Source organism: Halomonas saccharevitans, from assembly GCF_900116405.1.
GTDB lineage: Bacteria > Pseudomonadota > Gammaproteobacteria > Pseudomonadales > Halomonadaceae > Halomonas > Halomonas saccharevitans.
This window is the reverse complement of record NZ_FPAQ01000025.1, coordinates 25,556-45,434: the sequence shown is the minus strand read 5'-3', so window position 1 is coordinate 45,434 and position 19,879 is coordinate 25,556. Positions and strand designations below refer to the sequence as shown.

The 19,879-nt window shown below is 64.8% G+C and carries 19 protein-coding genes; 9 read left to right on the top strand and 10 right to left on the bottom strand.

Features of this window, described 5'->3' with window-relative positions; translation table 11 throughout:
- The first annotated feature begins 2 nt into the window (after positions 1–2).
- From BM388_RS12125 to BM388_RS12090, 8 genes are all read left to right on the top strand, one after another.
- The gene (locus BM388_RS12125; RefSeq protein WP_089850510.1) at positions 3–959 is read left to right on the top strand and encodes a phosphoenolpyruvate carboxykinase (ATP); all 957 of its coding nucleotides are present in this window, start codon (positions 3–5) and stop codon (positions 957–959) included.
- Positions 959–2,239: a PqqD family protein gene (locus BM388_RS12120; protein WP_089850509.1), complete on the top strand. Its 1,281-nt coding sequence runs from the start codon at positions 959–961 to the stop codon at positions 2,237–2,239. The genes BM388_RS12125 and BM388_RS12120 overlap by 1 nt, the downstream gene beginning before the upstream one ends.
- 238 nt (positions 2,240–2,477) lie before the next feature.
- Entirely contained in the window at positions 2,478–3,269 is a 792-nt protein-coding gene (locus tag BM388_RS12115; protein ID WP_089850507.1) for a phytanoyl-CoA dioxygenase family protein, read from the top strand.
- Positions 3,270–3,329: 60 nt separating this feature from the next.
- Entirely contained in the window at positions 3,330–3,953 is a 624-nt protein-coding gene (gene purN / locus BM388_RS12110) for a phosphoribosylglycinamide formyltransferase (RefSeq protein WP_175535093.1), read from the top strand.
- On the top strand, positions 3,950–4,564 hold the full coding sequence (locus tag BM388_RS12105) for a sugar transferase (protein ID WP_089850502.1): 615 nt from the start codon (positions 3,950–3,952) through the stop codon (positions 4,562–4,564). The genes purN and BM388_RS12105 overlap by 4 nt, the downstream gene beginning before the upstream one ends.
- Positions 4,524–5,810 (top strand): type III PLP-dependent enzyme domain-containing protein, encoded by a 1,287-nt coding sequence (locus BM388_RS12100; protein ID WP_175535092.1) that lies wholly within the window; start codon positions 4,524–4,526, stop codon positions 5,808–5,810. The genes BM388_RS12105 and BM388_RS12100 overlap by 41 nt, the downstream gene beginning before the upstream one ends.
- Positions 5,791–6,819, top strand: coding sequence for an ATP-grasp domain-containing protein (locus BM388_RS12095; RefSeq protein ID WP_175535091.1), 1,029 nt, complete (start codon positions 5,791–5,793; stop codon positions 6,817–6,819). The genes BM388_RS12100 and BM388_RS12095 overlap by 20 nt, the downstream gene beginning before the upstream one ends.
- A 21-nt stretch (positions 6,820–6,840) precedes the next feature.
- Positions 6,841–8,073: an O-antigen ligase family protein gene (locus tag BM388_RS12090; protein WP_139233937.1), complete on the top strand. Its 1,233-nt coding sequence runs from the start codon at positions 6,841–6,843 to the stop codon at positions 8,071–8,073.
- On the opposite strand, the gene BM388_RS12085 is transcribed toward BM388_RS12090, so the two are convergent.
- The 6 genes from BM388_RS12085 to leuS all read right to left on the bottom strand — a co-directional run bounded on the left by BM388_RS12085 (position 8,052) and on the right by leuS (position 14,305).
- The gene (locus tag BM388_RS12085; RefSeq protein WP_089850496.1) at positions 8,052–8,480 is read right to left on the bottom strand and encodes a DUF488 domain-containing protein; all 429 of its coding nucleotides are present in this window, start codon (positions 8,478–8,480) and stop codon (positions 8,052–8,054) included. The two genes, BM388_RS12090 and BM388_RS12085, sit on opposite strands and share 22 nt — an antisense overlap.
- Positions 8,481–8,509: 29 nt before the next feature.
- The gene (locus BM388_RS12080; RefSeq protein ID WP_089850495.1) at positions 8,510–9,406 is read right to left on the bottom strand and encodes a PA2778 family cysteine peptidase; all 897 of its coding nucleotides are present in this window, start codon (positions 9,404–9,406) and stop codon (positions 8,510–8,512) included.
- 94 nt (positions 9,407–9,500) lie between these two features.
- Entirely contained in the window at positions 9,501–9,896 is a 396-nt protein-coding gene (locus tag BM388_RS12075) for a PA2779 family protein (RefSeq protein ID WP_089850530.1), read from the bottom strand.
- A gap of 156 nt (positions 9,897–10,052) precedes the next feature.
- On the bottom strand, positions 10,053–11,111 hold the full coding sequence (gene holA / locus BM388_RS12070; protein ID WP_089850494.1) for a DNA polymerase III subunit delta: 1,059 nt from the start codon (positions 11,109–11,111) through the stop codon (positions 10,053–10,055).
- A 66-nt stretch (positions 11,112–11,177) separates the two neighbouring features.
- Positions 11,178–11,669, bottom strand: a complete 492-nt coding sequence (locus BM388_RS12065; protein WP_089850492.1) for an LPS-assembly lipoprotein LptE — start codon at positions 11,667–11,669, stop codon at positions 11,178–11,180.
- Between the two features lie 41 nt (positions 11,670–11,710).
- Positions 11,711–14,305, bottom strand: coding sequence for a leucine--tRNA ligase (leuS, locus tag BM388_RS12060; protein WP_089850490.1), 2,595 nt, complete (start codon positions 14,303–14,305; stop codon positions 11,711–11,713).
- 236 nt (positions 14,306–14,541) lie between these two features.
- Between leuS and BM388_RS12055 the strand changes: the two genes are divergently transcribed.
- Positions 14,542–15,057: a zinc ribbon-containing protein gene (locus BM388_RS12055; protein WP_089850488.1), complete on the top strand. Its 516-nt coding sequence runs from the start codon at positions 14,542–14,544 to the stop codon at positions 15,055–15,057.
- 48 nt (positions 15,058–15,105) lie between these two features.
- On the opposite strand, the gene BM388_RS12050 is transcribed toward BM388_RS12055, so the two are convergent.
- From BM388_RS12050 to BM388_RS12035, 4 genes are all read right to left on the bottom strand, one after another.
- The gene (locus BM388_RS12050) at positions 15,106–16,449 is read right to left on the bottom strand and encodes a hypothetical protein (protein WP_089850486.1); all 1,344 of its coding nucleotides are present in this window, start codon (positions 16,447–16,449) and stop codon (positions 15,106–15,108) included.
- 162 nt (positions 16,450–16,611) lie between these two features.
- Positions 16,612–17,622, bottom strand: coding sequence for a GlxA family transcriptional regulator (locus BM388_RS12045; RefSeq protein ID WP_089850484.1), 1,011 nt, complete (start codon positions 17,620–17,622; stop codon positions 16,612–16,614).
- 9 nt (positions 17,623–17,631) lie between these two features.
- Positions 17,632–18,366, bottom strand: coding sequence for a class II aldolase/adducin family protein (locus tag BM388_RS12040; protein ID WP_089850482.1), 735 nt, complete (start codon positions 18,364–18,366; stop codon positions 17,632–17,634).
- Positions 18,367–18,380: 14 nt separating this feature from the next.
- A complete protein-coding gene (locus BM388_RS12035) occupies positions 18,381–19,865 on the bottom strand; it encodes an aldehyde dehydrogenase family protein (protein ID WP_089850480.1) in 1,485 nt (494 codons plus the stop codon).
- Positions 19,866–19,879 lie beyond the last annotated feature (14 nt).

Genomic DNA, 19,879 nt, shown 5'->3' with positions numbered 1-19,879 from the left:
TCATGTACCGCTTCCGCCTGTTCGGTTTCGAAACCCTGGCCAATATGAAACTGACCATTCCCATGGCGGAAGCCTCACCGCTTGCGACTCCTGAGCTCTTCTTCCGATGCCTTCCGGCTGGCCTTGGCGAGGTGCAGGCATCTGCTGGTATTTCGCTGTACCTCAGCAAGCGTCTCAATGACGCCGGTGAGCCTGCCGTGCAGCTTTTCGAGGTGAGTGGCTCTGCTTGGTTGATGCGCTTTCCAGGGATTGCCGACTTCTATCTCCGGACGGGAGAGATCGAGTGCCGACTCGTCGAGCCGGGATTGGCCTATATGATCAATATCCTGCTGCTGGGGCATGTTATGGCCTGCTACCTGGAGCATCAGGGCATTCTGGCCCTGCATGCGGGGGCCATTATGGTGGGCGAACGGGCCGTGCTGCTGGCTGGCGATAAGGGGGCGGGCAAGAGCACCCTGGTGAGCTCCATGGTCGCGGCTGGCTTTCCCTTGATGGCAGATGATATCGCCGCTGTCGAGGAGAGGGCGGGCAGGGTTTGCTGTCGCTCGGCCTTCCCGCTGGTCAAGCTGACGCCTGAGCAACTCACACTCTTTGGGAAGGGGCGATTCAGTGCATACCCTCGTTTTCATCCGGGTTTTACCAAGTTGAGCGTGCCGGTGACGGACCTGGGTAGTTTCGATGCCGAGGCCCGCCCAGTGGGGGCGATCTACCTGATCGACAGGGCAAATTACGCGAGCCCGGTCATCGAAACGCTGCCGCCTACCAGAGCGGTAGCGGAGCTGGCCAGACACTCCTTCCTCGGCCATATCCTCGAGGCGACTCCCATGTTACGTGATCGCTTCACCCATCTGGTTCGTGTGGCGCGCACCACTCCCGTAAAGATGCTGCGCTATCCGGACGGTTGCTGTTATCTGGCCGAGGTGCATGCTGCCATCGAGCGCGATCTGGAGGTTAGCTAGTGGGAGCAGACAACCTGATGGTGACACTGTATGACGGCGCGGAGGTCTCTGCTGCCAGGCTGCTGGCAGTCACCGGGAAGCCGGATACACCTGCAGCCGTCGCGGAGCTGGCGGCGGCGGTTCGTGCCAACCCTCTCTGGTCTCGGTTACCAGATTCGGTACTCATTGGAAGGTGCGAGCCTGTACCCTTGCTGGCGGTGGCAGGGACCTTTAGCGACGAGCAGCAGGTATTGCTGCTGCAGTTGAGAGGGTATCTCGATGTCCTTCTGCACGAGCGTGAGTTCGTCGACTACTCACAGGCCGAGGAGGTGTGTGGCCAGCTTGCCGAACGACTGGTCACGGTCTTTGGTGCCGACACACTCCAATCCGCGCAGTTTGCTGCCATTCCCCGCGGAGGCCTGATCGTGCTGGGAATGCTGGCCTACCACCTCGACTTGAAACCCAACCAGTTCACAAGCCTGGAGGCGGCCGATGCCGACAGGGTGCTGTTCGTAATTGACGACTGCAGCCTGACTGGCAAACGGTTCCGCGAATGTCTGAGTCGTATCGCCAGCGACTCCGTGGTGTTCTGTCCGCTCTATGCACCTGAGGCGCTCTGCGCGGGTATCGTAGCGCGTGAACCCAGGGTGGTGAACTGCATTGCCGGCGTCAGCCTCAAGGATACCTCACCGGCTCAAGGCGTCGCAGGGCATGAGGAGTGGCGCCGTCGGCGATATGCCCAACTTGGTGAGGACTTCTACTGGCTGGGACAGACTCTGGGCGTTGCCTTCGCCTGGTGTACGCCGCAGACCCGGCGCTGGGACGATGTTGAAGGCCGTTTCTTGGAGGACTGGGATGTGGTGCCGCCTTCACGCTCCCTCAAGCGTCGCTTGCTGCAGCGGCGCCTCGAGAACGATGCCGATGCGAAGTATCTGCCGACCCTGACACTGAATATGCCGACCCCCGGGACGGAGCTTCGAGTCCATGATCGCGTGCTCTGGTGTTGCTGGGACGACGAGGTGATCGTTGCCAAGCTCCCACAGCGAGCTGATGATGCCGCCAGGGTATATCGCCTGATCGGAATCAGCGCTGAGTTTTGGCAGCTGTTGATGACCCACGACGCGATGCAGTCGATTATCCAGGCGCTGTGGGAGCAATATCAGGTCGCCCGCGAGCGTCTCGAAGCCGATATGACCTCCCTGGAGGATCAACTATACGCGGAGGGGTTGCTGGTGCGCCACGAGCATCTGCCCCGGAATCATGGCACCGACACATACCAGCTGCAGGACGATCCCAGTTGAGCACTTGCAACTTTTGTATGAGAGCAATGATGCTGGCAAGGTGCCGACGTGGAGTGTAGCTTTATGTGTAGATTTGGTGGTCGAGTGTAAATTTTCTCGTTTATCCCTTAATAGTCTCGAATGGTTGGATGGAAGAAGCGGGTAAAAGATTAGGCGATCTCTCCTTGGGTAGTGTGGAAAGCCACGGTTGTTGATGGTGAGGTCGACATAGGTACTTCTGCTGCTGGGGTATTGAGGCATGACTACCGAAATGGCGATGAAAGAGTATGACCACCAGATGGATGGGGCGGGATGGGTCATCTTCGAGAAGGCAGTGGATGCTGATTTAGTGGCAGAGATGAAGACCGACGTGCTGAAGTGGATAGATCACTGCGAGACATACCAGGTCGAGCGGGGTTTGAGCGAGTTCGGGGACGGTACGGCGCATCAGACTGTTGGCGGCAATGATAGCCTCGACCGGTTCTACCAGATGCACCTTTTCCACGATTACATTGCACGCTATTTCGACGAAAAACCTTATATCCTGTGCTGCAGTACGCCCACTGCCGGCTACGCGCACAAGCGAAATTATCTGCACAGCGTTCATCGTGATATTGGCACCTATATTCCAGGCTTCAAGGTTCGCCTTAATATGATAGTGATGCTCGATGATTTTACTGTCGATAACGGTGCCACCCAGATACTGCCTGGTTCTCACCACAAGGAACATAAGCCTACCGATGAGGAGTTCGAGGCTAGCTGCATTCCGATCATCGGTCCCGCCGGCTCCGTCGTGTTCTTCAATTCTTATCTTTGGCATCGCGGTGGTCATAACAAGACAGACGACACTCGTGTCGCCCTGACCAGCGGCTTCACCCGGCCCTTCATCAAGCCCCAGGTGGATTACGCACGCATGTTGGGTGAGGAGTACGGCCGGGACCTTTCTCCGTTGACCCGACAACTCTTAGGCTACAACAGCCGGGTACCGGTCAATTTGGACGAGTGGTATCGGCCCGATGCGGAACGCTTCTACCAGAAGGGACAGGGATGAAGAGCTAATACACCAGGAATCTCGACCATCCCAGAGGGCTGGTGTTACATGGCGAAGAACATGGTGGTACTGGTGTCTTCCGGCGGCAGTGTGCTCGACGAAGCGCTCAAGGTGGATGCTTGTAGGCAGAACATCGCCCTGGTGGTGTGTGACCGCGAGTGTGCTGCCGAAGGAGTCGCCCGACGTCATGGCATTGCCGTCGAGGTGCTGCCATGTCGAACCGGCAGGGAATTCTCGGATGCTCTCTACGACTATTTCCTGGGCAAGCCGGAGGTTGATCTCTTCCTCTCGTCGTACTCCCGGTTACTCTCCGGTAAGTTTCTGCAGCAATATCGGGGGCGTATCGTCAACTTCCACCCCGCTGTCCTGCCCGCCTGTCCCGGCCTGGACGGCTTTGGAGATACGCTGAAGGCCGGCTGCAAGTTTATCGGAGCAACCGTTCACTTCGTGGATGAAGGCATGGATACCGGCAAACCGATCCTTCAGGCGGCCAGGCCCTATGACCCTGAGCTCACCGACGCGGAGAACCGCCAGAGGGTTTTCCTGCAGATGTGTCGAATGTTCGTTCAGGTCGTCGCTTGGTTCGCTGAAGGACGCGTGAATCCGCAGGGCAGCGTTTCCGGGGCTCGTTACGAGCTATCCGAGTTTTCCCCCAATCTCGATCACTGGGTGAGACTTCCATGATTAAACGCACTTTCGATATCGCCATGGCCGTTATCATGCTACTTCTCTTGAGCCCGGTCATGCTGTTGGTTGCCTTGCTCATAAAACTGACCATGAGGGGAGAAGTGTTCTTTCGTCAATGGCGACCGGGGAAGGGTGAAGTTCCCTTTCAAGTCCTCAAGTTCAAGACGATGCGTGATGCAGTGAACAGTCAAGGCGAACTTCTGCCTGATGAAGAGCGCGTCACCCGCCTCGGGCTGTGGATACGCCGTGCCAGCCTCGATGAATTGCCCCAGTTGTTCAATATCCTGAAAGGCGATATGTCTTTCGTGGGGCCCCGTCCACTGCTGATGGAATATCTCCCCTACTTCATCGCCGAAGAGCGGCGCCGGCATGAAGTACGTCCCGGGGTAACCGGGCTGGCCCAGATCAATGGACGACAGGATATCAGTTGGGAAGACAAACTCAGCCTGGATGTGGAGTACGTTGATCGCCAAACACTCTGGCTAGATCTCAAGATACTGTTTACCACCGTTGTGGTCGTTCTCAATCGTGAGGGCATCCTCCATGCTGCCCCCCAGGGCCGACTGGATGATTATCGCAGGCGTCTGGGACTTCGGCATGTGGCCTGATTACACTTTTCTCTCTGCGGTGTCCCGGCGGGTTGGCGGCGCCTTCTATCTTTTCGATGGGCGGAAATTTCACGACAACTATGTCGGTCTGCGTGATCAGCTTCGCAGCCATTGGCCGAACACCGAGCTGGCTTATGCCATGAAGGCCAATTATATGCCGCCCATCGGCAGGCTACTGCTCGAGCTGAATGGCTGGGCCGAGGTGGTGTCGGCTTTCGAGTATCGGGTCGCTAGCGCCTCGTTGCCTGCCGACAGGATCATCTTCAACGGGCCGATCAAGTCTGAGCAGGATCTGCGTGAGGCGCTTGAAACAGGGAGTCAGGTCAATCTGGACTCCTTTCGGGAAATTCAGCTGCTGGAGAAGATGGCGCCCGAGTTCGAACGTGTCGAAGTCGGCCTGCGAGTCTGCTTCGACTTCCCCGAACTCGCTAGCCGTTTTGGTTTCGAGGTAGAAAGTGGAGAACTGGATGAGGCGCTCCTTGCCCTGGGTGCAATCCCAGGCTTGAATGTCGTGGGGCTGCACTGCCATGCCACGCGCCGCCCATTGGGCGTGGCGGATCCCGTGGAGCGCGTCGAGCGTCTCTGTCGCCTGGCCGGTCAACTGCTGCCTCGATATCCCATCCGTACGATAAATATCGGTGGTGGCCTGCTGGGCGACATGCCTGGGTCAATCAGGAACCAGTTCTCCTATTCGGTACCGAGTCTGACCGAATATGCCGATGCTATAGGTCGGGCATTCGTGCGCTGTTCCCCAACATCATCCATGCGCTTGATCGTGGAGCCCGGAACGTCGATGGTAGCCAACAGCATGTCGCTGATAGCGCCGGTCATCGAGACCCGGAAACGTCGAGGGGGCTGGCAGGCCTTGCTGGATACCGGCATCAATAGTCTCAACCCCACCCGATCCAGTACTCATCCTAGTCTGAAGGTGGTGTCTTCATCTCCCCCGGAGGCGCATCGGACACTGCGGGAGTATCGCCTTGTCGGCAATACCTGTATGGAACATGACATCCTCTGTGATTCATTCTCTGGACACCTCGAGGCTGGAGACTTCGTGGTCTTCGAGAGCCGCGGTGCCTACTCGCTGAACTATACGCCACCCTTCATCGTGCCCTGTCCGGCAGTGGTGGATTGCCAAGGACGTCTGCTGAAGCGGGCCGACTCGCCCGACAACATTCTGGCCTCTTATCTACCATCCTCCCATGCCGGTCCCGAGGAAGCCCACCATGAATATCATGCTGACTAGCGCTGGACGGCGTAATTACCTGCTGAAATATTTTCGGGATTCGTTGGGTGGCAATGGACGTGTGCTGGCCGCAGACTGTTCCGACTATGCTGCGGCCCTACAGGAAGCGGATGGCGCTTTCGTGGTGCCGCCTGTGAACGCCCCCGGCTATGTTGAGGGCCTGCTTGAGCTATGCCTGGCTCAGCGAGTCGGACTGCTGTTTTCCCTCAATGACCATGAGCTCGCGGTCCTGGCTGCCGCCAGGGAGCGGTTCTCTGCCCAGGGGGTGCAGATAGTGGTCTCTCGCCCCGGGGTGATCTCGCTGGCCGCCGACAAGCTGATGACGGCAGAATTCCTGAAGGAGGTGGGGCTCGGGACTCCTGTCACCTATGCCTCACTGGAGGAGGCCCTTAGGGGCCTGGAGGACGGTGAGGTGGTGTTTCCCCTGGTCGTGAAGCCGCGCTGGGGAACGGCATCCCTGGGGATCGAAGTGGTCGATGACCTGGAACAACTCAGACTGGCATGGCGTTATGGGCAGCTGCGACTGCCGAAGCTGGGGTTAGGCAGCGGAGCCAGTGAAGGGGAGGGGCTGATTATCCAGGAGCGCTTGCCGGGTCAGGAGTATGGCCTTGATATCATCAATGACTTGAACGGGCGCTACCGGACAACCTTTATCAAGCGCAAGCTCGCCATGCGTGGTGGGGAAACCGACAAGGCCGTCACCGCGACTCGTCCTGACCTCCTCGAGGTGGGCAGGCGGATTGGCAAAGCCCTGGGGCATGTGGGAAACCTGGATTGTGACGTCTTTGTGCACGGCAAAGAGTGCTTCGTCCTGGAGTTGAATCCCCGTTTCGGTGGTGGTTACCCGTTCAGTGCAGAGGCCGGTGCCGATGTACCGGGTGCCCTGATTGCCTGGGCGGAAGGGCGAGAGCCACCCGTGGGGTGGAATGCCCCCCGAGAGGGGGTAGCATCGGCCAAGTGTGATCGCCTCGTGCGGATCATGCCGCAGCATTTGGCTGGCTTCCTCTAGCGTATCAAGGGGGAGGCGTTCGTGGAAAATTTGGCTGGATGGAGTGTGCTTACGCTAGGAGCCTGCTCGCTGCTGCTGCCCGCTGGCTTCCAGATTTTCCTGTTGGTGTTGGCTGCCGGCGCGGTCGGCTGTCTGATGCGACCGAGCCCCGGCGTTGCTGCCCCGTCGGTACTGTTTCCCTCCTTGGTCATGACTCTGTTCGGCATCGCATGGATAGCGGTGGCCGCATGGCATGGCGAGTTTCACGCGACATGGCGCTTGGTATGGCCTGTGCTGCTGGCGGCACCGATCTTGTGGGTCATGCTGTCGGCGCGGCCGAATCCGGCGTGGTTCTGGGGTGGCCTAGCCCTGGGGGCCTCCGGTGCCGGGGGCTGGGCGCTGTTCCAGGTAGTGGTGCTGGACGTGGGCAGGGTGGCGGGACACGACCCGCTGCATGCGATTCTGTTTGGCAATCTGGCACTCATGCAGGGGCTCTTCTGTCTTGCCGGGCTCGTCTGGGGATGGCGCCAGACCAGGCGGGTTGTCTGGTGTTGCGTCTTGACCATGGGGGCGTCGCTGGGTTGCCTGACTTCCCTGCTCTCGGGGACTCGCGGTGGTTGGATCGTACTGCCTGGGCTGCTAGCAATCTGCTGGATAGCATATGCCGGCTGGTTAACGCCGCGTCGACGAGTGCAAATCGTTGTATTTGGCGCATTGCTGGCTGTCTTCGCTGTTGCAACTCCGCAGACAGGCGTGCAGTCACGACTGGCGTTAGGCGTAGAACATGTCGGTCACTATCTCGCCGGGGAGCGTACTGTGGCAAATGCTGCTCGTCTGGAGCTATGGCGAGGTGCACTGATGCTGATCGGTGATCGTCCGGTGCTCGGTTGGGGAGATGCGGGGTATTTACGGGGCATGGTGGAGCTCTCGGAAGCGGGCAGACTGGATCCGGCTACCGCCAATTACTGGCATGCCCACAGTGATGTGCTCGATGCCTGGGTGCGGCGTGGGGCGCTCGGCATGTTGGTGTTGCTGGTTATCTACCTGCTACCGGTCTACCTCTTCCGAAAAGGTTTGCGAGCCCATGACCCGGAAAGACGAGCCCTGGCAACGTGTGGCCTGATGCTGCCCGCTGGCTTTTTCGGGTTTGGGTTGAGCTACAGCTTCATGGTCTACACGGTAGGTGTAGCCGCCTATGCTGGATGGTTTTGCGTGATCTGGGGGCTATACAGCTCCTTGCCACCCGACGCCGTCTACTCAGGTTCTTCGAACTGATGCCGATAGCAGGGCGACGATGTCGGTTCTCTATCCTCGACGTCTTCGTCATACAGCGCCTGCAGTATCGCCTCGCGCAAGACCGGTAGGTGAGAGCTCGCAAGATCCCTTGCCGCGGAGAGCAGCGTCAGCCGCCCCTGGCGCGCCAAGCGCAGCAGCGGCGCCAGGCTTTGCGGTGCATCACGCAGCTCTCCGCGATAGCGGGCGGCGAAGACCTCCGGGCTGATCTCCTGCTGGTGATACTGCCGGCGCAAGGCCGGTGAAGGAGAGGCATCCCGGTACCAGTCGGTGAGGGCGAGCCCCTCGCGGCGCTTGCCGCGAGGCCAGAGGCGGTCGACCAGTACCCGGGCGCCGTCCTCGGCGTCGACCGGCTGATAGATGCGCTTTAGCGCGATGTCGTAGGTCATGGCTAGCCTCTGTCATCAAGTCTGCGTCATCAGGTCCGCGTCGTCGGGTCCGCGAGGGCCTCTTTTGCCTGCTTCTGCCAGGGGCCGGGGAGGGCGGCGGCCCGCTCGAATGCCTCTCGCGCCTCGTCGGTTTCCCCTCTCTCACGATGCAGCAGCCCCAAGTTGAGCCAGGCGGCGGCGAGGTCGGGGGCCGCCTGCACGGCATCCGTGAAGGCGTCCAGGGCGCCTGCGGCGTCGCCGGCCGCATGGCGGGCGTTACCCAGGGCGAAATGGCCCATGGCAAGGCCCGGATGGCGCTTCACAAGTGCCTCCCAGGCGGGCAGGGATGCCCGGGCGCCCTGTGCGCGCTCGAAGTCGGCGATGGCATCCAGGGTGCTCTGACCGTTGCCGGTGGCCGGCAGCTCGCCTGGCGGCAGGGCGACGAAGGCCCAACGCTCGCTGCGCGCCCAGGTGGCATCGAAGCGCTTGAAGGACTCGAGGCGCGCCGGCTCCATGCCGCTGTGCAGCGTCAGCGTCTTCTCGGCACGGTCGAAGCCGATGGCCACGGCGTAGTGCCAGACCGGCCAGGCAGGCAGCGAGAGATTCTGCATCACCACCACCGGATGGCCGGCATCGATCTCGGTCAGCACGGCGTCGAGATTGCCGGCGATCCGAAAGGGGATACGGCCCTGGCGGCGCACGGTGCCCAGCATCTCGGGCTGGACGCTGCCCTCCCGACCGGGCAGGAAGACCTGCGGGATCAGGGTGTCGACCGTCACCGGCACGCCGGAGGCGTTGAGCACCATGGCCAGTGAGGCGGGGCCGCACTGGTAGTCGCGCTGCCCGTGGAAGGGAACGTCCTCGAGCAGGGTCTGCCGGGGCAGATCGCGCTGGGTGGACTCGGCCAGGCGAGGCGTACTGGCGCAGCCGGTCATTACGAGCATCATCAGTACCAACGCGAGAACGCCCGCGAGGCGGGCGTTCTGGAGGAGGGCACTGACACGATGCCTGTCAAGGCATGCCATCATGCAGGGCTCTCACTCAGCGCGTGAAGGGGAAGACGTTGGTCAGGCCGAGGATATCGGTGACCAGCAGGATCACGAAGACGGCGAACAGGGCGCCGACCACGCTGGCCCCGGCGGGGAGCTGCTCGAGCTGATCGGCCATCTGGGCGGCCTCCGCATCGGAGAGCGCGGCCACGCGAGCCTCCACCTCGGCGGGATCGACGCCCTGGGCGACCAGCTGCTCTTGAACATCATCGCGGGCCAGGACGGCGCTAATGCGTTCGCGATCGCCCTGCGACCGCTCGGCGGTCAGCACATCCTGGGTGGTGATCAGGTCGCTGCCCGGGCTCGCCGGGGCCGCGGCCACCGGCAGGCTGCCCAGCACCAGGGCGGCGATCAGCAGCGGGCTCAGGTAACGGCAGATCTTCTTCATCATGTCGGTGTTCCTTCTTCTTGGGTTGGGCTTCCGGCTCCAGGCTCCGCCGCGGCTGCCTCCCTGCAGTCGGCGGAATGCGATGTTCTTCCAGTATAGGACGAAATGATGTGAAATTTCATGCCCTTGTAGAGGCCCCAGCAGGCGCGGCGGGCCTCAGCCGATCCGGTAGCTGGAGGGAAGCTCGGCCAGCAGGCCTCGTCCGCCGGCGAGCGTCAGCGCCAGGTCGTGCAGGCCGTCCCAGAGGGGCACGCTGCTGCCACCCTTGATGGCCAGGTCCAGGCGCTGGGCGAAGAGCAGCAGCTTGTGCAGCCGTTTCAGTGGCAGCCGGGCGATGGCCTGCTGGTAGGCGGGGCGGCGCTTCTCGAAGATCGGCGGCTTCTGGGCCTTGCAGGCATGCTCGAGGCTCTGGCCCTGATCCAGGTGCTGGTGCAGGGAGAGCAGGATGCGCAGCTCCCGGGCCAGGGCCCACAGCACGATGGGCGCCTCGACCCCCTCGCCGCGCAGGCCGGCCATGATACGGGAGACGCGGGCACGTTCGCCCTTGAGGCAGGCGTCCATCAGGGTGAAGACGTCATAGCGGGCGCTGTCCTCCACGCCGCCGGCGACCTCGCGGGGGCCGACGCGCGCCCCCGCGGGCAGCATCAGGGCCAGCTTCTGCAGTTCCTGGTCGGCGGCCAGCAGGTTGCCCTCGGTGCGCTCGCCCAGCAGTCGGGCGGCGTCGAGATCCAGCGAGAGGCCGTGGCGACCGGCACGGTCGCGCAGCCAGTAGCCCAGGCGGGAGGCGTCCACCGGCCAGACCGGCACGAACAGCCCGACCTTGTCCAGCGCCTTGAACCAGGCGCTCTTCTGCTCGCGATAGTCGAGCTTGCCGGTGGAGAGCAGCAGGATATCCTCGCCGCTGCGCAGGGTCTCGGCGTACTCGCGCAGCGCCTTGCCCCCCTCCTGGCCCGGCTTGCTGCTGCCCAGGCGTACCTCGATCAGGCGGCGCGTGGCGAACAGCGACAGGCTGGCGGCCGCCTCGGTCAGGCGGCCCCAGGCGAAGTTGGCCTCGACGTGCAGGACCTCTCGCTCCTCGACGCCTCCCTGGCGGGCCGCGCGGCGCACGGCGTCGCAGGCCTCCATGTGCTGCAGCGGCTCTTCGCCGGCGACGATCACCACCGGGGGGAGCTTCTTGGCCAGCGCATCCTCGAGCTTGTCGGCAAATACTTTCAAGAGAGTACCTTCAAGACAGTACCTTCACGTTAGCCCCATCACGACAGCCCCTTCACTCGTGGGCCCTCATTGATCGTTCAAGGCGCGCAGGCGGTCCAGCAGCTGCCGGGTCGCCTCGCTGCGCAGACGCTCGCGGGCGGTCTCGCGCTCGGCGTCCTGGGACAGCAGTTCGTCGTCGTTGACCGTCAGGCGCTCGCGGACTTCCAGGCGCTGCTGGTCGAGGAGGTAGGCGCCGTCGGAGCGCCGCTGGACCGAGAACGGTACCTCGAGCGTCAGCTCGAGCTCGCGAGGCCCGCTGTCGAGACCGCCCAGGCGTCGCTCGCGAAACGCCTCACTGCCCAGGTTGAGCACTCGTGTTGCTCCATCGTGCACCCGGGTGCCGGCGCCCTCGAGCCGCCGGATGACCAGGCGTCGAAGGTCGGTCTCCGGCCCCGCCAGGGCCAGGGCGTCGAGGCTCACCAGCGGCTGGTCGTAGCCGCGCAGGCGAAAGCCGCAGCCGGCCAGTGCCAGGGTGGCGCCGGCGGCGAGGCCGAGGCGCAGAAGGTGTCGGCGCTGCATGGGTCAGTCTCCCGTCGGGCGCGATGAAGGGGGCGTGGCGATCAGCCCACCACGATATTGACGAGCTTGCCCGGCACGACGATCACCTTGCGAACGCTCTTGCCCTCGAGGTGGCGCTGGACGTTCTCGGCGGCGAGGGCCTGGGCCTCGACGGCGGCCTTGTCCGCGGCGGCGTCGACATCGATGCGCGCGCGCAGCTTGCCGTTCACCTGCACCACCAGCTCGATGCTGTCGCGGGCCAGGGCCGCCTCATCGACCTGGGGCCAGGCAGCGTCGATCGCCGGCTCGTCGTGGCCGAGCTCCGCCCACAGGGCGTGGCAGGCGTGGGGGGTGATCGGAGCGAGTAGGAGCACGCAGGCCTCCACCGCCTCGCGCGATACGGCGAGTCCCTGGGGCGAGGCGTCGTCGAATTTCGAGAGCGCGTTGGTCAGCTCCATCACGGCGGCGATGGCGGTGTTGAAGGTCGTGCGGCGACCGATATCGTCGCCGGCCTTCTTGATGGTCTCATGGGTCTTGCGGCGCAGGTCGCGCTGGTCGTCGCTCAGGCCCTCGCGGAGGGTCTGGGCATCGAGGGTAGCCGGCGAGCCGGCCGCGAGGTGCTCGCTGACCAGGCGCCACAGGCGCTTGAGGAAGCGGCTAGCCCCCTCGACGCCGGAGTCGGACCACTCCAGGGACTGCTCGGGCGGGGCGGCGAACATCATGAACAGGCGCACGGTGTCGGCGCCGAAGCGGTCGATCATCGATTGCGGGTCGACACCGTTGTTCTTGGACTTGGACATCTTCTCGATGCCGCCCATCTCCACCGGCTCACCGTCCTTGACCAGCACGGCGCTGACCGGACGGCCCTTGTCGTCACGCTTTACCTCGACGTCGGCCGGGTTGAACCACTCCTTGCCGCCGTTATCGGCGGGGCGGTAGAAGGTCTCGGCGATGACCATGCCCTGGGTGAGCAGGCGCTGGAAGGGCTCGTCGGTCTCCACCATGCCGAAGTCGCGCATCAGCTTGTTGAAGAAGCGCGCATAAAGCAGGTGCAGGATGGCGTGCTCGATGCCGCCGATGTAGAGATCCACCGGCAGCCAGTAGTTGGCCCGCTCGTCGAGCATCGCCTCCTGGTTATCGGCGCAGCAGAAGCGGGCGAAGTACCAGGAGGACTCCATGAAGGTGTCGAAGGTGTCGGTCTCGCGGGTCCAGCCGTCGCCCAGGTCGGAGAACGCCGGCATGCGCTTGAGCGGCGAGCCGGTGGCGTCGACGGTGACCTCCATGGGCAGGGCGACCGGCAGTTCCTCGTCGCTGAGCGGCACGGTCTGGTCCTCGGGGCCGTACTTGACCGGGATCGGCGCGCCCCAGTACCGCTGGCGGGCCACGCCCCAGTCGCGCAGGCGGAAGTTGGTCTTCACCTCGCCGCGACCGAGCTCGCCAAGTCGCTTCGCGATGGCCTCGAAGGCGGCGTCGAAGTCCAGGCCGTCGAACTCGCCGGAGTGGATCAGGGTGCCGTAGTCGTCATGGGCGCCCTCGGTGAGGTCCGGGGTCTCGCCGTTGGCGTCGGCGATCACCGCCTCGATGGGCAGGCCGTACTTGGTGGCGAACTCCCAGTCGCGCTGGTCGTGGCCGGGCACCGCCATTACCGCCCCGGTGCCGTACTCCATCAAGACGAAGTTGGCGACAAAGACCGGCACCTCGCGGCCGGTGAGGGGGTGCACGGCCAGGTGGCCGGTCGGCATGCCCTTCTTCTCCATGGTGGCGAGCTCGGCTTCGGAGGTGCCGCCGTGGGCGCACTCCTCGACGAAGGCGGCGAGCTCACTATTCCCCTCGGCGGCCTGCTTGGCCAGCGGGTGGCCGGCGGCCACGGCGACGTAGGTCACGCCCATCAGGGTGTCGGGGCGGGTGGTGTAGACCGAGAGCGGCTCGGCAGCGCCGCCGTCAGACGCCTGGATGTCGAACGTCAGTTCCACCCCGCGCGACTTGCCGATCCAGTTGCGCTGCATGGTCTTGACCTGCTCGGGCCAGTCGATCTTGTCCAGGTCGGCCAGCAGCTCCTCGGCGTAGTCGGTGATCTTGAGGAACCACAGCGGGATCTCCTTACGCTCGACCAGGGCGCCGGAACGCCAGCCGCGGCCCTCGATCACCTGCTCGTTGGCGAGCACCGTCTTGTCGACCGGGTCCCAGTTGACCGTGGACATTTTCTTGTAGACCAGGCCCTTCTCGACGAGCTTGGTGAAGAACCACTGTTCCCAGCGGTAGTAGTCGACATCGCAGGTCGCGAACTCACGGCTCCAGTCGTAGGCGAAGCCCAACGCCTTGAGCTGGCGACGCATGTAGTCAATGTTGTCGTAGGTCCACTGGCCCGGCGGTACCCGGTTCTGGATGGCAGCGTTCTCCGCCGGCATGCCGAAGGCGTCCCAGCCCATGGGCTGCATGACGTTCTTGCCCTGCATTCGCTGGTAGCGGGAGACGACGTCGCCGATGGTGTAGTTGCGCACATGCCCCATGTGTAGCTTGCCGCTGGGGTAGGGGAACATCGACAGGCAGTAGAACTTCTCGCGGCTGGCGTCTTCCACCGCCTTGAAGCACTGGTTGTTGTCCCAGAACTGCTGGGCGTCGCGTTCGGTCTCGTGGGGCTTGTACTGTGCGTCCATCGCTCTCTTCGGGTACCTTGCAAGTCGAGCGCAGCGCCTCGGCGCCGCGGGTGTCAGCGGCCCTTGCCCGGGCTCAAGGTCGAGCGCCTGCGCGGCGCGAAACCATTGAATTACCGGCGGGATGTCGTCTAAATGGAATAACTGGCTGTGCGCTAGGATACCCCAGCACGGCGTCCGGCGGCTATGGGGCAGCACCGCCGGGCCCGCAAGCCCTGTCGCGAAACGAGGAGAGCAACATGAGTGAGCACAAGGAGCCGCATCAGGAACACCGCCTTCGCGAGGGCTACGAGCGCATGCTCGAGCGGCTGCGCGAGGGCGCCGATGAACTGACCTGGGAGAACCTGCAGAAAGATCTGGACGAGGCGGTGGAGTTCGAGGCCGAGCTCGAGGAGTTCACCAAGGACGAGCTCTCGCTGCTGCGCGCCTGGGTGGAGCGCGACCTCAAGGAGATGCGCCGCTACCTCAATGCCGGCGGCGAGAGCGTGGCCACCTGGCTGGGCATCGACCTCTCCATGCTGTCGCGCAAGGTGGTCGACTCGCTGCTCTCCATCGCCGATCGCAGCGTGACCGAGCGCGCGCAGCTCGAAGACGACCTGGAGGCATCACGCGCCGACTATGTGGCCGGCGAAATGGCCGCCCCCGGGCGCATGGCCTGCGTGCACTGCGATGCCATCGTCGAGCTCGAGGGCGTCACCCGGATCGAGCCCTGCCACCAGTGTGGCCACCGCTACTTCGTTCGCGCGCCGAAGTAATCTGCCGGAGCGCCGCCAGGCGCCCGGGATAACCCCACCATCATCGCCCTACAGCAGGCGCTCCATGAGCAGGATGGCGACCAGGACCAGCCCGGTCATGGCCGCGGCGTAGCCGAGGTTCTGGCGCATCATCCCGGTGGCGCTGACCCCGTAGCGTCCCTGCAGCGAGAGGTTGATGCCCGACAGTGGCCCGACGCTGGTGCCCACGGCCCAGGAGGCGAGGGCCACGAAGGCGAACAGAGTCTGGTCCTGGGCATCGAGGTCGAGCATCGAGGCGAGCACCGAGACGCCGATGATCGGGTGCAGGCCGGCCACGGCGCTGGCTACGATGGCCAGGAAGCTGGCCATGGCCTGTGCCGGGCCGAAGTCGGTGAACAGCGTCCAGTCGTTGTCGGTGGCGGCGTCGATGAAGGTCGAGAGTCCCACGGTCAAGAGCCCCGCACAGAGGAACAGCGAGATCTCGCCGCGCATCGCCGGCAGTCGGGTGATGGCGTGCTGGTGAACGCGCTGGCGTGTCCAGTGCAGGCCCCGGGGCAGGTTGGCGAGCAGCGCCATGCCGGGCATCAGGAAGGTGATGATGCTGACGATGGAGAGCTCTGGCGTCAGGCCATAGTGGAACACCATCACCGTGGCCGCCATGCTCACCGGCATCAGCAGGCTGCGCGGTGACAGCGAGAAGCCGGCGGTGTCGGCCAGTTCGAAGCGGTGCGAGAGCTCGCCGACCGTCAGTATCCCCGCGGCCATGGCCAGCGGCAGTCCGAAGGCCAGGATGGTGGCGTAGTGCATCTCGGGGGCCAGGGTCATCACCACCCCCATGGAGGCGAAGAAGGGCGACCAGAGGGCGGCGCTGGAGAGGCCGCGATTGAGGCCGAGCAGCTGCGGCGTGGTCAGCGGGCCGCGTCGCTCCAGGCGATCGCCGACCATGAAGACCGTGGAGAGGTTGAGGATCGAGCCGAGCAGGTGCACGCCCAGCCAGGTGCCGAGCACGCCCCGGGCGCCGGTCAGGGCCTTTCCAGGCGGGCGCGAGCGGCCGCGCAGGTTGCCGATCAGGCCGATGAAGCTGACCCCCACGAGCATCGCGACCACGAAGGTATTGCCATCGAGGATGCCCGGCCAGTCGACCTCGGCGCCCTGCCAGACCTGGGCCAGTACAAGCAGCGTCAGGCCGATCACGGCCAGCAGGCCCGCCTGTCGCCTCGTGCGGCGTGGAATATCCCGCCACAGCAGCGCCGTCGCCAGCCACAGGCAGTAGCTCACCAGATGATTCAAGGTAACGAGTCCGGTGAACGTCAGGATCTGCGTCAACAGTCCGGTGAGGATCAGGCCGCCGGCCAGGGCGTGGCGGAGGCTGATCTCGCCGGAAGCCGACTCAGAGGCGGTGGGCGGCGACATGGTTTTACCGTGTGGCGAAAAGGCTTGCATGCTAAGCAAGATGTCCACCCACCTCAAGACGAAGGCGGGAAGGGCCCAGAAATAGCTAGGCTCGTTGCTGACGCACCCATGCACGTCCTGCCTCCCTTTGGATCGTCGAGCCTGGCAACAACCAGCGTTTCCCTAGATGCGGTGGGGTAGGTGGCGCACCGGCAGCACCGGCGCATCCCGGGACTGGAGGCGGTCTTGGCTTGGCGCGCAGCCGAAGAAACGCCGATAGGCGCGGGAGAAGTGCTCCAGGGAGCCGAAGCCGGCGCTGGCGGCTACCTCGGCTACGCTGAGATCGGTCTGCTGCAGCAGGCGGTGGGCGCGGTTGATGCGCAGCCAGAGGTAATAGCGCTTTGGCGTGACGCCCAGCTCGGCTTTGAAGCGTCGCTCGAGTTGGCGCACCGAGAGTCCCACCTCGGCGGCCAGCTCGGCGCTGGACAGTGGCGCCTCGATCGCCCGGCGCATCAGCCGGATGATCCGGCGCATCTGGGCAGAGGTCTGGGGCTGGTGCTCTGGGGCGGCTGCCAGCTGGGCGGTGCCCCCCGGGCGCTGTCGACGCTCCAGCAGGTGGTTGCGCAGCTCCTCCATCAGCGGCGCCTCCACCCGGTCGGCTAGCCAGGCCAGCATCATGTCGAGCACCGCCGTGCCCCCGGCGCAGGTCAGGCGGGCGGCGCCCAGGGTGTAGAGTTCGCCCACGGCCTCCACCCGGGGATAGAGCTCGCGGAAGCCCTCCAGGTTGTCCCAGTGCACCGCGGCGCGCTCGCCATCGAGCAGCCCCGCCGCGGCCAGCACCTCACTGCCCATCTCGATACCGCCCAGCTGGACGCCGGCGGCGGCGCAGTGGCGCAGCCACATGGCCAGGGGGCGGTCGTCGGTGAGCGCCTTGGTCTCGAAGCTGGCCAACACCAGCACCCCGTCCAGTTCGGTGGGCGCCGGCCAGTCGACCGCCACCCCCAGGGGCACGCCGTTGGAGGCGGGCACCGTCGGCTCGCCGCCCAGCAGCCGCCACTCGAAGCGCGGTTCCTGGGCCAGCCAGTTGACGATGAACAGCGGATCCAGCAGCGCCCCCAGGCCGGCGAAGGAGAACTGCGGCAGCAGCAGGATGCCGAGCCGATAGGGGGGCGAGGCGGCAGGGGTGTCGGGCATGGCGCGATCTCAGTTCCGGTAGTCGTCGCCCTCCTTGTCGAGCAGGCGCATCAGCGCCGCGAAGTGGGCCTGGGGGGCGCCCGCCCGAGCATAGTCGTCCCACTGGGCGGCGGTCTTGCGGGCGACCTCGGGGGCCACCGGCGCCAGCGGCAGGCCGCTGGCTCGGGCCACCAGGTAGGAGCGGCAGGCGCGCTCGAAATAATAGAGGTTATCGAAGGCTTCGGCGACATCGGCGCCGGTGGCCAGCACGCCGTGGTTGCCCAGCAGCAGGATCGGCGCCTCGCCGGCCAGACGGCCGAGGCGTTCCGCCTCGTCACCCAGGCCCATGCCGTCGAAGCCGTGGTCGACCACCATGCGCTCGAAGAAGCGCATGGCATTCTGCTCCACCGGCGGCAGCTCGGGAGCCTCCAGGCACGCCAGGGCGGTGGCGTACAGCGAGTGGGTGTGCAGGATACAGCCCACCTCGCGGCCTTGGCGGTGCATGGCGCCGTGGATGGCCCAGGCGGTGGGGTCGAGCCCCGCGGGACGTTCGCCGCCCCGGGCCTCGACCTCCAGCAGGTCGCTGGCGCGCAGCTCGGCGAAGTGGCGACCCGCCGGGTTGATCAAGAAGCGCTCGCCGCCCTCGGCGGTGGCCAGGCTGCAATGGTTGGCGGTGGCCTCGTGTAGGTCCAGGCGGGCTAACCAGCGGAAGGCGCAGGCTAGCTGCTCCCGGGGCGTGCCCGGGATCTCGGGGATCTCGCTCATGATGGGCTCCTTGCTCAGTAGTGGATCCAGCGGGTCTTCAGGGCCATGTACTTGTGCATGCCGGCCAGCTCGTAGTCGCGGCCGATGCCGGACTGCTTCATGCCGCCGAAGGGCGTCTGAGGGCTCACGGCGTCTACGCCGTTGACCGTCACGGTGCCCGCCTGCAAGTCATCGCAGAGCCGATGGGCTCGGCTCAGGTCGGTGGTCCATAGCGAGGCGGCCAGGCCGTATCGGCTATCGTTGGCGAGTGCTACGCCTTCGGCCTCGTCACTGAAGCGGCTCACCGCCAGCACCGGGCCGAAGATTTCCTCGTGGAATAGCCGGTGTTCGGGGATGACCCCAGTGAACACCGTGGGGGCGATAAAGAGCTCGCCGCCGGCCGTCTTCAGCGGTTCGCCGCCATGGCGCAGGGTAGCCTCTTGCCGGCCGATGGCCAGGTAATCGCAGACCCGGTCGAACTGGGCGCGGCTGACCAGCGGGCCTAGCCGGGTGGCCGGGTCCAGGGGGTCGCCGGGGACCAGGTCCACCAGGCGCGCGTCCAGGGCTGCGAGGAAGGCGTCGTGGATGCCGTCCTGGAGCAGCAGGCGAGAGTGGGCCGAGCACACCTGGCCGGCATGGGTGAAGATCCCCGCCACCGCGGCGTCCACCGCCGCTTCCAGGTCGGGGCAGTCCTCGAAGATCACAAGTGGACTCTTGCCACCGCACTCCAGCCACACCGGCTTCATGTTCGACTCCCCGGCATAGACCAGGAAGCGCTTGCCGATCTCGGTGGAGCCGGTGAAACCCAGGGCATCCACGTCGCCGTGGCGGCCCAAGGCCTCACCGGCTAGGTGGCCATGGCCCGGCACCACGTTGAGTACTCCCGTGGGAAGCCCGGCCATATCGCACAGCTCGGCCAGGCGCAGAGCAGAGAGCGAGGATTCCTCGGCGGGCTTGAGCACCAGGCTATTGCCCGCGGCCAGCGCCGGGGCGAGCTTGACGGCAGCGTTGTGCAGCGGATAGTTCCAGGGCACCACGGCACCCACCACGCCGAGCGGCTCGTGGGTGACGGTGGCCTGGACGCCGGCCGGCGAGGGCGCGACCCGGTCATAGACTTTGTCCTGCAGCTCGCCGTACCAGTCGAAGAGCACCGCGGCCTCCTCGGCGTCATCCAGGGCCTCGCTGATGCACTTGCCGGCCTCCAGGCTGTCGAGCAGGGCCAGCTCCTCGCGGTGGATGCGAATCTCGGTGGCGATGGCCAGCATCACCCGGCGCCGCTCGGCGGGCTCGGCCCGGGCCCAGTCGCCGGCGACAAAGGCCGTCCGGGCGGCGGCCACGGCGCGGTCCACGTCGGCCGCGTCGCAGGCGGCGATAACGGCAGCCGGGGTGCCGGTCATGGGGTTGATGGAGTCCAGGGTGGCGGCGCCTGCGGCGGAGCAGCGGCGTCCGTCGATCCAGGCGTGGCCGTCGACCTCGAGGGCCGCGGCTCGGCGCTTCCAGTCATTATGGGTCAAGGGCATGGGGTTTCCTCGTT